General features: G+C 48.2%; 11 protein-coding genes. 10 read left to right on the top strand and 1 reads right to left on the bottom strand.

From position 1 onward, the window contains the following. The first annotated feature begins 195 nt into the window (after positions 1–195). The 3 genes from SNR34_RS16365 to SNR34_RS16355 all read left to right on the top strand — a co-directional run bounded on the left by SNR34_RS16365 (position 196) and on the right by SNR34_RS16355 (position 3,161). Positions 196–903 carry a response regulator transcription factor gene (locus SNR34_RS16365; RefSeq protein ID WP_486179620.1) on the top strand — a complete coding sequence of 236 codons (708 nt, stop codon included), beginning with the start codon at positions 196–198 and terminating at the stop codon, positions 901–903. 41 nt (positions 904–944) lie between these two features. Beyond that, a complete protein-coding gene (locus tag SNR34_RS16360) occupies positions 945–2,327 on the top strand; it encodes a sensor histidine kinase (protein WP_486179619.1) in 1,383 nt (460 codons plus the stop codon). A 117-nt stretch (positions 2,328–2,444) separates the two neighbouring features. Then, positions 2,445–3,161, top strand: coding sequence for a hypothetical protein (locus SNR34_RS16355; protein ID WP_486179618.1), 717 nt, complete (start codon positions 2,445–2,447; stop codon positions 3,159–3,161). Positions 3,162–3,520: 359 nt separating this feature from the next. Here the strand turns inward: SNR34_RS16355 and SNR34_RS16350 are convergent, their stop codons facing one another. After that, positions 3,521–5,119 (bottom strand): PucR family transcriptional regulator, encoded by a 1,599-nt coding sequence (locus tag SNR34_RS16350; protein WP_486179617.1) that lies wholly within the window; start codon positions 5,117–5,119, stop codon positions 3,521–3,523. 273 nt (positions 5,120–5,392) lie between these two features. On the opposite strand from SNR34_RS16350, the gene SNR34_RS16345 reads away from it, so the two are divergent. From SNR34_RS16345 to SNR34_RS16315, 7 genes are all read left to right on the top strand, one after another. Then, on the top strand, positions 5,393–6,190 hold the full coding sequence (locus tag SNR34_RS16345) for an ABC transporter ATP-binding protein (RefSeq protein ID WP_343260451.1): 798 nt from the start codon (positions 5,393–5,395) through the stop codon (positions 6,188–6,190). Positions 6,191–6,220: 30 nt separating this feature from the next. Continuing rightward, entirely contained in the window at positions 6,221–7,099 is an 879-nt protein-coding gene (locus tag SNR34_RS16340) for an ABC transporter permease (protein WP_343260452.1), read from the top strand. A gap of 26 nt (positions 7,100–7,125) precedes the next feature. After that, entirely contained in the window at positions 7,126–8,154 is a 1,029-nt protein-coding gene (locus SNR34_RS16335; protein ID WP_486179616.1) for an ABC transporter substrate-binding protein, read from the top strand. Between the two features lie 63 nt (positions 8,155–8,217). Continuing rightward, a complete protein-coding gene (locus SNR34_RS16330) occupies positions 8,218–9,030 on the top strand; it encodes a cysteine hydrolase family protein (RefSeq protein WP_486179615.1) in 813 nt (270 codons plus the stop codon). A gap of 21 nt (positions 9,031–9,051) precedes the next feature. After that, on the top strand, positions 9,052–10,239 hold the full coding sequence (locus SNR34_RS16325) for an amidase (RefSeq protein ID WP_486179614.1): 1,188 nt from the start codon (positions 9,052–9,054) through the stop codon (positions 10,237–10,239). Between the two features lie 72 nt (positions 10,240–10,311). Next, a complete protein-coding gene (locus SNR34_RS16320) occupies positions 10,312–11,154 on the top strand; it encodes a creatininase family protein (protein ID WP_486179613.1) in 843 nt (280 codons plus the stop codon). Then, positions 11,151–12,017: a fumarylacetoacetate hydrolase family protein gene (locus tag SNR34_RS16315; protein WP_486179612.1), complete on the top strand. Its 867-nt coding sequence runs from the start codon at positions 11,151–11,153 to the stop codon at positions 12,015–12,017. The genes SNR34_RS16320 and SNR34_RS16315 overlap by 4 nt, the downstream gene beginning before the upstream one ends. Positions 12,018–12,028: the final 11 nt, after the last annotated feature.

Raw genomic sequence — 12,028 nt, 5'->3', positions numbered from 1 at the left:
GTGCCAGAGCGAAGAAGATGAGCAGGGCAAAAATCGAGCCAACGTTGGCTGGAATTATTCGGGTTTATTACAAGTTATGTTGGGCTCAGTGGAATAAACCTCATCTTCCAGCTGGTGGAGGAATCTAAAGTGTCTGTGCTAAGATGAGGGTAAATTATGATTCAAGCTGGGGAACAAGGCTAAAAGGGGTGCACATTGAAGAAAATACTTGTCATTGACGATGAAGTCGCAATCAGAGATTTAATTGAGCTCGTACTGAGAAGAGAAAACTACGTCGTTCAAACGGCTGAAAACGGTAAAATAGCCCTGCAGCTGCTGGATGATTTTGGGCCGGACCTGGTGGTGCTTGACTTGATGCTGCCTGACTGCTCCGGATATGACCTGTGCAAGGAAATCACCGGGAAACGTGCCGTTCCTGTGATCATGCTCTCTGCCAAAAATGAGGTAATCGACAAGGTGCTCGGACTAGAGCTAGGGGCGGAAGATTATATGACCAAACCCTTTGACAATCGTGAATTGCTTGCTCGAATCAAGGTGATTCTGAGAAGAAACGAGAGCAAGGAAGAATCAAGTGAAGGAGCAGAAGTGAAATCTACACGCATCATTCATGAAGATCTGACATTTGATCTGGAAAGCCGAAGGGTGCTGAAAAACGGTGTACCCGTGTCTTTAACGGCCAAAGAGTTTAAAATTCTGGAAACGTTACTCCAAAGGCCAGAGAAAATCTTTACCCGGGATGAGCTGCTGCAGATCGGATGGGGATATGACTTTATGGGAGACAGTCGCAGTGTGGATATGACCATCATGCGATTACGGAAGAAGCTGGAGGATAATGCGGACGAACCGAAGTATGTCAGGACGATCTATGGATTTGGCTATCAACTTGGAGGTGGCGAGGGCTGAAGTATGCAACCCGGTTACTGCTGAATTATTTATTTTTCTCCGTGCTGTCCTTTGGCATCATTATTTTTGCGGTGAATAAAGCCATCGATTATTACAGCTTCATTACCATTGAAAAACAGATGATGGAGAAGGCGGATCTGTCCGAGTTGTCCTTCCGTGAGGTGTTGAATCAGCATAGATCATCGACAGGAGAGCCACAGACCACAGAAATTGTCAGACTTGCTCTGGAAAAGCTGAAAGCTTCAGGCAGGGAAGTACGTATCTATGATAGCTCCAAGCAGTTGCTGGGTTTGGCTGTGGATGGCATCATCATTAATGATGGAAAACCTCTTATTTTTGAAAAGAATATTGAGAAAGCGCTGAACGGCAGTTATGCCTACACCGTAACGGAAGATCATTTGCTTTATTTTGCGACACCCATTCAGAATCAATATTACGAAAACGCTTATGTGTATGAGTTCGTGGAGGACATTTCGTACTTTTATGCAATCATGGATCAAATCCGTTATGTCCTGTTTGCGGGTGCAGGCGGATTTATTGTACTGATTACGTTATCCAGTCTGTGGATTGCCCGCAGCACAACCAAGCCGATTAAACTGCTGCTTGGCGCAGTGCAAAGTTTCTCTAGACAAGAGTTTCGAAGAGTTCATCTTAACCGGAAGGACGAGCTGGGCATGCTGGCAGATGGGCTGGATTCCATGGGGCGGCAGCTTCATGATTACATTCAGTACCAGAAACAATTTGTCTCCAACGTATCTCACGAGTTAAAAACACCCTTGGCAGCCATTCGTGGTTTCTCTCAATACTTGTTTGAAGGAGAGAATGAGAACAAGGAACTGCAAAAAATCTATGGTCATCTGCTGCAGGAATCGGATCGGTTGACACGATTGATTAATGAACTGTTGCTGCTATCCCGCTTTGACAAGGCTGGTTCTAACGAACTGGAAGCTCGGAAAACGGAAATGAACGAACTGATTCAGCAAGTGGCAATGAATATGGAAGCGAAGGCTAAGGATAAAGGGATCAAGATTATGTTCAGGGAGGCGGAAGCGGAACCGGAGGATAAGCTTCTGACGAGAGTCCACGCCAACGTGAATCCAATGCTGATGTCCCATGCGATCGCCAACCTTGTGGACAATGCCATCAAATATTCAAGCAGTCCATCGCTAATCGAATTGAAGCTTACACATACGCCAAGCGAGGTAGTTATACGGATACGTGATCAAGGAATCGGTATCGCGGGCGATGAGCTGGAGAGAGTGCAGGAACGCTTTTACCGGGCGAAAAATGCAAGCACAGCGAACGGTTCAGGTCTTGGACTTTCGATTTGCAAAGAGATTGTAGAGCGGTTTAATGGATATATCGACATGGAAAGTCAAATCGGGGAAGGAACGACCGTTACGATTGTGTTACCCCGTGCGTAAACATGCGCGTAAATAGTTAACGTTACAAGAGTGATACAATTCTGTTATGAGACTAACAAATGCTTTTTTTATAATCACTTCATAAAGAAGAAATCACCCATTTATGGAGGGATCATGATGAAATGGATCAACAAAGCTACAGCTGTTATCCTGCTGAGTATTTTACTAACGATGGCACTGACGGGCTGTCAGTCCAATGGTGCCAAGTCTCCAGAAGCGGCGCAGAACTCGGCTGAAAAAAACACGCCCGACGAACATGCCAAAGACGAAGGGGCATCAAATTCCACTGCGCCTGCTTCAGAAAATTCGGAAGGACAGAGTGCTGAAGCTATTAAGGAAGGTTCGATGGAGAAGGAAGGCAATGTGGTGCTGAAAGAGCTTGCTTTTGTCTATAATGAGCACACCATTGCGATTTCGGATACAGCGAATGAAGATCAGATGGAACAGATGCTGGGCAAACCGGATAACCTGAAATCTCATACGTACAGTGCCGACGATGGAACAAACATGGATACGTTAATCGGTTTTACAGAAAAGGTTTATACGTATCCTGGTCTGGAGATTAAAACAATTAGTATACCGGAGGGGAAGCAAGACTCCATCTTTCATATCGAAATTACAGATCCTAAGTACGCGACAGTGCGAAACATTAAAGCAGGAGATAGCCTGGATACACTCAAAAATGCCTACCCTGAGGGGAAACTGCTTGGTGATGGAGCCCCTGATGAGGAGGATGACTTCCGTTACGAGCCATCCAATTATGTGGATGTGATGTCGTTTCATATCAAGGACGCCAAGGTGGAGAGGATTCAGATCTACAGCCTTCTGGACTAATATTTAGTGATCGATGTTGATACCTGCCCGGGAGAGGGGCAGGTATTTTCTCGTTTGGTATCGAGCTGTTGCCATACACAACTTTTTTCCAAGTGATGCACATAATGTCCTTCAAAAAAACAGTCGAGACATATGTGAAAAATTGAATTTTTGAAGCCGTTAATTTTGGAAGGGGACTTTTGCTTGTGAAAAGCAAAAGTCTCTTCCGCCTGTTGGGGAATGGGAACGGAAGTACACCTTACTTAATTATTGAAACATGATATAGGGAAATACATATTGGGATTTATTTAAAATTTATCATTACAGAAAGTCTTGTGTTGTGTCATTTTAAAGGTGAAGGTTAGTAGTCAACTGTCGCTTTAAATTTGTCTCTTGGGCGACATCATGTGCCTAAATATAAGTCCCAGCTTCAAGAGCAGCAGATGATCGGTATTCTTCAAATCCAGATTCAGCAGCCCCGAAATTTTCTCCAGCCTGTACAGCACTGTGTTGCGATGGATATATAGCTCACGTGCCGTTTCATTCACTTGGCCGTTGTTGGCGAAATAGGCTTCAAGTGTGTGCATCATCTCGCTGGTGTATTCCTCTTCTTTGTTCAGCAGTGGACGGAATAAATAAGAGCAATACCTGACCATAACCTCCTGCGGAATATGCTTGAAGAGATAAATAAACTCCAGGTCAGCAAACATGACAATCGGTTCGCTTAAACCAAGCTCTGTACTGATTCTCTCAGCCTCCCCGCACTCCCGGAAGCCGTCGATGAACTCCTCCATGCCCGTTCTCACTTTACTGATAAAACATGTCCTTGTTCCGTGGTCCCATGCATGCATCAAATCCGCATACAAACGTACCGAATTCTCATACTTCCTTCGATCCTTGGCCTCTTCTTCTAGAAGGGGGAAGAGTGAATATATGCGGTTCATCACATAAAAATGATGGGATTCCAAGGAGGACGTTTTGGGATGATCCTGAAGCTTATTCTGAATCTCCCTCAGTTTGCGCCTCTGACTTTCATGGTCCCAAGCATCCGCTCTTGTGGAAGATACCATGCATACGTAGGGCATGCTCCAAAATGTGCTTCCCAATGCTTCGGCAAATTCGAGCACCGTTTTCAGAGAGGCGTTCCCCTTTAAGTAACGTTCCATGGCCGTGCCAAGACGACTGCCTGCCGCAGTAGCCTCCTGATTCTGGATGACCTCCAGATGATAGGAAAGAATAACGGCAGCTTGGTGAAAAATTCCCTCCATTTCATGTGCTTCCAGCAGATTTTCAGTTTGTATCAGCAAGTACCCGTATGACTTTCCGCTTTTCAGCAGGGGGACACGATACAACAGGTTGCTCGCCGACTTGTAAAACCGATTGGCCTGATTCCAGGGCCAATCGCTCAACAGCTCCATATCGGAACAGCGCGTCATATTATACAAGGTCTGTCCTTCAGAGGTAACGATGGCTAAAGGAACCCCTAAAATGCTTGTGATACTTTGAAAATAATTGGTGTACTCATCCGCCTGCATTGCAAAATCCACCAGCTTCTTCTGCGTTTCAAGCAATTCATTCAGCCGGCGGGTATCACGTTGGAACTCGGATTGGTAGAGAGCAGTGATCTGCTCGGAGAAGGTGAATTGAAAAGGCAGCTCAATTAGGGGCAAACCCAGCCGATCGGCTTCCAGCAGGGCTATCTCTGGTATTTCCGCCCAGTATCGACCAAGCTTGATGCCAAGCCCGGAGGCCCCACGTTCATTGAGCTTTTGCAGCAAATTAACAAATTCCTCGGGTGAATCCCTAATCGCATAAGCTGTAGTCAACAAGAGTTCCCCTTCTTTCATCCAGTTGATCACATCCGGCGCATCCATCAAGTTTATGGAGCTGATCGTTCGGGAAATTCCTTTTTTACCGGCTGCCAACTTCCCTTCCGATAACGGGTACACCGCCAAGGCATCTTCTATAGTTAAATGCATGTTAATCAATCCTCCTAAACGATACATATCTGAATCAGGTGCCGGACACGACGTCACTTTTTAAGCAATTATATAGGGTCTTGTCGAATTCCCGCAATCCTTTTTGTTATATATATGTTATGTAAGTTTACTCAAAATATAGAATCTTCTGTTTTTGAACCAACGTAAAGCGTATACCGTTAGATAAAAAACCAAAATTGTGTCAGGAATATTTACACTCTTATTTTTTGGCTATATGATAGGACACAACTTCAAGGAGAAGAGGGGATTCAGATGCAGCTCACCCAAAATCAACAGGCAGCGGCCCAAAAGGACAGCCGTTCCATGCTTGTTATCGATGATGTCGGCAAAATCTACCCCAATGGCACTGTAGCTGTGCAGCATGCGAATCTGCATGTGGGGGAAGGAGAATTTCTATGTTTTGTCGGTCCTTCCGGTTGCGGGAAATCTACCATTTTTAATATGATTGCCGGTTTGACGGAACCGACCTCCGGTCATCTGACCGTGCTGGGTACTTCCCCAAAGGAAGCACGTAAACAGAATGAAATTGCCTTTGTATTTCAGGAGCATACCCTGCTCCCGTGGTCCAAGCTGATTGATAATGTCACCATGCCTCTTACTTTGCGTGGCGTATCCAAAAAGGAGCGAATTACCGAAGGGGAGCGGGTTCTAGAGCTGGTAGGCCTGAAGGATTATATGAAGGTGCTGCCCCGTGAGTTGTCAGGCGGAATGAAGATGAGAGTATCTATTGCACGAGCGTTAATATCCCGTCCCAAGTTGCTCTTAATGGACGAACCGTTTGGCGCCCTTGATGAAATTACCAGGCAGACGCTGCAGGATGAACTGCTAAATATTTGGGAACAGGACAAGAAGATGTCGGTTCTGTTCATTACGCATAACGTGTTCGAAAGTGTGTTCCTATCGACGAAAGTCGTAGTGATGACGCCTCGTCCCGGTAAAATTTCGGATTTTATCGATATTCCGTTTGCTTATCCGAGAGATGACGAATTCCGGACCCGGCCTGAATTCGGCGAATATGTACGCAGCGTGTCCAATGTACTGAAACATTGATAGCCAGAAATGAGAGGAGAGGGAAGCAACATGGAAGAGATGGTAGCTAATCCAGCCGTTGAAACGACACCAGGTATCCGAGCTTCCGGGAAGGACAATGCCCGCAGCCATCATCCGGCAGAAGAGAGTCCAGTCATTGGACTGCTGAAAAAAATTCTGCCGCCAATCGTCGTGTTTGTCCTGTTTATCGGTGGATGGGAATTAATCGTGCGGATCCTCGGAATGCCCCCCTATATCTTGCCCAAGCCATCCGATATTGCCGCGGCCGCTGCTGAGAACAGCGTGAATCTGATTACGTCGGTAAGCACAACCATTGTGGAGGCGTTGATCGGTTTTACGATCAGTGTCGTGCTCGGTATTTCATTGGCCATTCTGCTGGCCCTGTCCAAAACAGTGGAAAAAAGCGTATATCCTTACGCTATTATCCTACAGACGATTCCGGTCGTTGCGGTAGCGCCAATCATAGTGATCTGGTTCGGAGCGGGAATAAATGCCATTGTGATCATTTCATTCTTAATCAGCTTTTTCCCGATTTTATCGAATACGCTGATCGGATTGAACTCAACGGATCAGAACATGAAGAATTTATTCTATTTGTATAATGCAAGCAAGCTGCAAACCATTTGGAGGCTTAGATTTCCGGCGGCACTCCCGTACATTATGGCAGGGCTGAAAATTTCATGCTCCAGTTCGGTTGTCGGAGCGATCGTGGGTGAATACATTGCGGGCATTGGTGGCGGACAAGGCGGACTCGGTTACGGGATTACCGTTGCGGCAACCCGCCTGCAAACGCCTTACCTGTTCGCCTGCGGTTTAGCGGCATCCGCCCTGGGAATTGCATTTTTCCTGATCATCAACATGGTGTCGAACAAACTTTTGAAGTCCTGGCATGAATCAGCAATGAAATGATACCAGAACCGGGGGAGAGATCCAACATGTCCAAACATCATATGAACTTTCGTTACAAGAAATGGCTGCTGTCGGCTGCTTCTTTGATCCTACTGCTTCTAAGCGCATGCTCCAATTCCTCCGCTCTAGAATCCGCCGCCCCGGCGGGAGGGGAAGCCGGAACAGATTTGAAGCAGGTGAAACTGATCGAGGGCTGGTACGCCAAAGGGGAAGATGGAGGCTATTTTGCGGCATTGCAGCAGAACTATTATAAGGACAAGGGGATCGACATGACGATTCAGCCAGGAGGCCCCGAGGTGTCAACCATGCAGCTTGTCGCTGCAGGCAAAGCTGAATTCGGTATCTCTTATGCGGATGAAATTTTGAAGGCGCGGGAACAGGGAATCCCTGTTGTCGGTATCCTTGCCGGTTTTCAAAGCACACCGCAGGTTCTGATGTACCACAAGGGGGAGAACATTCAGGATTTTACAGACCTGAACGGCAAAACCGTATACATCGGTACAGCGGTGCCTTACTGGGAATATATCAAGAGCCAATACAATCTGACAGATGTAAAAGAAATGAAGTATAACGGGCAGCTTGTCAATTTTATCAATGACCCCAGTTCGCTCAATCAGGGTTACATCACGAATGAGCCTTACGCGCTTTCCCAGCAGGGGGTTGAGGTGGACTATCTGAAAATCGCCGATTCCGGTTATGCGAATTACGCAGACGTTCTTTTTACGACGGAAGATTATCTCAAAGAGCACCCAGATGTCGTTGAAGCTGTAGTGCAGGCAAGTCAGAAAGGTTGGAGCTACTATCTAGACCACTATGAAACGGTAAACCCGTTTATTCAAACCTACAATCCCGATATGACCGTAGAAGCAATGAATTATGAAGCAGTGCAGGAAAAACCCTTTATTCTTAACAAGGAATCTGAGGCAAATGGTATTGGTTACATGACAAAGGAACGCTGGAGCACCCTGCAGGATCAGATGATCAAGGGCGGAGGATTAACGAAGGCGCTAGATGTTACCCAGGCGTTTACAACGGAGTATCTGATGAAGCCATAAACCTGAACCAAAAGTACTTGAAGCTACAAATCAGAAATTTCAGAAAAAATGAGGGGACTTAATATGTTCAAACTTGGAAATCGAAAGAGCTATTGGCAAGTGTCCGAAACGCTGGTGGATCTAAGGCGAACGCAAAAGTACGGCAAGTCAGTAACCCTCCCTGCACAGCCGCAGGAAGTCATATTTGATCTCGAGCATACGGCAGTTATTGTCATCGATATGCAGAATGATTTCTGTACACCGGGTGGATGGCTGGATTCCATTGGGGTCGATACCTCTCCGCTCCTTAACCCGGTCAGCCGGTTGAACCGACTGATGCCCGAGCTGCGTAAAGCGGGAGTGCCTGTTATTTGGGTGAACTGGGGCAACCGGGAAGACCGAATGAACGTGCCGCCATCCGTGCTTCATGTGTACAATTCGGATGGACGGGGCAACGGCATCGGGGACCCGCTGCCGGGGAACGGCTCCAGGGTGCTGGAGAAAGGCAGTTGGGGAACGGCAATTGTCGATGGCCTGGATTCATCCCCAGATGATATCTATGTGGATAAATACCGCATGAGCGGGTTTTGGGATACACCACTGGACAGTATTCTACGCAATCTCAATATTCAAACGGTGTTGTTTGCCGGGGTAAATCTCGATCAGTGTGTCATGCATACACTGCAGGACGCGGCTTGTCTCGGATATGACGGCATACTTCTGGAGGATTGCTCGGCAACAAGCTCCCCGGATTTCTGCATAGAAGCGACCTTGTACAATATCAAGCAATGTTATGGCTTCGTTGCGGATTCCACCTGGTTGGTAGAAGAGCTGAACGGGGCAGCGACCCCTATAGAGAGAAACAACTCGGAAGAGCTGGCATCGCTAGAAGGCTGAACGGAAGGATGGGATGACGCAATGAAGGACCAATGGAACGCCGTTGTCAACCAGGTAAACGTTGAACCGACAGGAAAGGGTAAGCTGAACGGACTCAGCTTTATGGTCAAGGATGTGTTTGCCGTCCGTGGCCATACAAATGGCGCGGGTAATCCACGTTGGCTCCAGACGCATGGGCCCGAGGCGGAACACGCGGAAACGCTCAACCTGCTATTGCAGCAAGGAGCAAGGCTAACGGGGATGACGCATACGGATGAGCTGATGTTCAGCTTGAATGGTGAAAATGCTCATTATGGAACACCAGTGAATCCAAGGGCTCCCGATCGTATCCCTGGCGGTTCATCGAGCGGATCGGCGGTTGCTGTCGCCGCTGGGCTTGCTGACTTCTCCCTTGGAACGGATACGGGAGGATCGGTACGTGTGCCATCTTCGTACTGTGGAATTTATGGAATGCGTCCATCGCATGGCATTGTCTCCGCGAAAGACGTTATCCCACTCGCACCCAGCTTCGACACCGTCGGCTGGATGGCACGTGATCTCGAGACGCTGTGCCGGGTAGGAGAAGTGCTTTTGCCGCAGACAGACTCGGGTACAGGCTTCAGCCGGGTGCTCATCGGTGAGGATGCGTGGGAGCTTGCTGACACGGAGAGCAAAGAGGCGCTTACCCCTTACCTGAAGCTGCTGTGCGGCAAGGCTGCGAGCCATGAAACGGTTCGCATCGCCCCGCAGGGTCTACCTGAATGGATGACCATGTTCAGGGCGATCCAGGGCTATGAAATATGGCAGGAGCACGGGGCGTGGATTGAACGTGAGCAGCCGACCTTCGGACCAGATACGGCCGGGCGATTCTCCTGGGCAAGCACCGTTGAACGTGCCGATCAGGAGAAGGCGGCCAAACGCCGGGTTGGGGTTTGCAAGTACATGGCTGACCTGCTCAGAACGGATACGGTGCTTGTAATTCCTACGACCACTGGAGCGGCCCCGAAGCTGGGGCTGGGAGGACCTTTAATTGAAGAACGAAGAGTGAAAACGATGCGTTTAACCTGCATTGCCGGCTTGTCGGGCCTGCCGCAGCTTACGATCCCCGCTGCGGAGGTACTGGGCTGTCCGGTCGGTATTTCTCTCATCGCTGGTCCGGGACAGGATCAACGTTTGCTTAAATGGGCTGCATCCCTTTTTCCAGCATTAAATTCAGCAATAAAAGGATAAGAGCATCATTCGATATATGGACATTAAGCTACGCAAAAAAACATTAAAGCCGCAGGAGAAAGGGTGTCAGTTATGTTTCAACGATACGAAGGAACAGCGTGGGAGGAACGATTTTTGCCCCGTCTGACAAGCAAACAGGTCAAAGAACTGCCGAAGGAGAAGGCGCTGATTATTCTCCCGGTCGGAGCTGTGGAGCAGCATGGCCCCCATCTGCCCGTATATACGGACACTTTGATTGGGGAAGCGACATTATCCCAAACGCTGGAGCGGGTGCGGGCGGATAAGGAGATCTGGCTGCTGCCTCCGGTCTCGTATGGCAAAAGCAATGAACATATCGGACTTCCGGGCACCATTTCCTTATCGGCGAGCACACTGCATGCTATCATGCTGGACATTGCAGAAAGTCTGAAGGCTAGTGGATTTCGCAAGTTACTGTTGTTTAATACCCATGGCGGCAACGTAGATTTGCTGAATACAGTATCCCGAGAAATACGGATCAGAACGGGGATGATGGTTTTCTATCTCAGTCCCAGCAGTCTGAATGTGGCAGAGGATCTCCTGTCTTCCGAGGAGCTGGAATACGGTATTCATGGTGGCGATTATGAGACCTCTCTCGTAATGTCCATTAAACCGGACTGGGTCAAGAAGGAGTTCCTCGTCAAAGAGCTTCCTGATATGTCCTCTTACCGCTTTCTTACATTAGAAGGGAAAATTCGCTTTTCCTGGAAGATAGCAGATATCTCTGCTACCGGTATTGCTGGTGATGCGACGACGGCCACGCCGGAGAAAGGCAGCATTATTCAGGAACGAATCTCAACGATTTTGTCGGAGGCGCTGGAGGAACTGTGTGATTTTGAAATCACCGATGTCCGCGGGACTGAACCGGTTCAGCAGCCAGCAGGAAGGACCCTGTGAAGCTCGTCAGTCTGAAACACGGCGATGGTGAACGGGCCGCGATTGAACATGGGGAACGATTCTTTCTTCTGAAGGAGATCAACAAGGCGGAAGGAAGCACATGGGGCATCTCCGTTATAGAGATCTTGCAGCAAGGCCAGCTAGAGGAGCTTGTCCAGTGGTACCAGAAGCACGGGGACAGAACAGTTTCATCCATCCCTTTCATACCTTCAGAGGGAGCTATACCTGCTCCTCTCTTCCGCCACCCTCGCAAAATATGGGGAATTGGCATGAATTATGTGCAAAAAGCGATCGATCTCGCATCTACTCCTCCAGAGCGTGAGCCAGTCTGCTTCATGAAGCCGGACTCCAGCCTGATCGGGCCGGAAGAGTATATCCAGCTGACGGCTCAGGATGTGAATGTGACATCAGAAGCAGAGCTTGGCATTATCATCGGCCGAACCTGCAAAAATGTGCCGGAAGAACGTGCGCAGGAGGTCATTGCAGGTTTTGCCGCAACGCTGGATATGACGAACCAGGACATTCACGCACGGAATCCCAGATTCCTGCAGCGATCCAAGGTATCCGATACATTTTTCAGTCTTGGACCACAACTCATAACACCTGACGAAATAGGCGATCTGCAGAGTCTCGTCGTTGAAACTGTGTTGAATGATGAGATTATTCATAGCAATACGGTGTCTCGCATGATGTATCATCCATGGTTCATTGTCTCGTATTTTTCACAGATGATGACTCTCTATCCGGGAGATGTGATCATGACGGGCACACCCGGTTCCGTCCGGATTCAGCAAGGAGATGTCGCCGAGTGTAGAATCAGTGGCTTTATGACGCTTCGAAATCCGGTAGCAGAAGTAGAGTAAATCATCCGTAA

It is taken from the genome of Paenibacillus sp. XP01, assembly GCF_057364885.1.
The sequence above is the reverse complement of the archived record's forward strand: the minus strand, read 5'-3'. Positions and strand labels throughout refer to the sequence as shown.

Excerpts from the sequence above, each read along its gene's own strand:
- SNR34_RS16355 (WP_486179618.1), top strand. The coding sequence starts at position 2,445 with ATGAAATGGATCAACAAAGCTACAGCTGTTATCCTGCTGAGTATTTTA.
- SNR34_RS16350 (WP_486179617.1), bottom strand. The coding sequence starts at position 5,119 with ATGCATTTAACTATAGAAGATGCCTTGGCGGTGTACCCGTTATCGGAA.
- SNR34_RS16345 (WP_343260451.1), top strand. The coding sequence starts at position 5,393 with ATGCAGCTCACCCAAAATCAACAGGCAGCGGCCCAAAAGGACAGCCGT.
- SNR34_RS16340 (WP_343260452.1), top strand. The coding sequence starts at position 6,221 with ATGGAAGAGATGGTAGCTAATCCAGCCGTTGAAACGACACCAGGTATC.
- SNR34_RS16335 (WP_486179616.1), top strand. The coding sequence starts at position 7,126 with ATGTCCAAACATCATATGAACTTTCGTTACAAGAAATGGCTGCTGTCG.
- SNR34_RS16330 (WP_486179615.1), top strand. The coding sequence starts at position 8,218 with ATGTTCAAACTTGGAAATCGAAAGAGCTATTGGCAAGTGTCCGAAACG.
- SNR34_RS16325 (WP_486179614.1), top strand. The coding sequence starts at position 9,052 with ATGAAGGACCAATGGAACGCCGTTGTCAACCAGGTAAACGTTGAACCG.
- SNR34_RS16320 (WP_486179613.1), top strand. The coding sequence starts at position 10,312 with ATGTTTCAACGATACGAAGGAACAGCGTGGGAGGAACGATTTTTGCCC.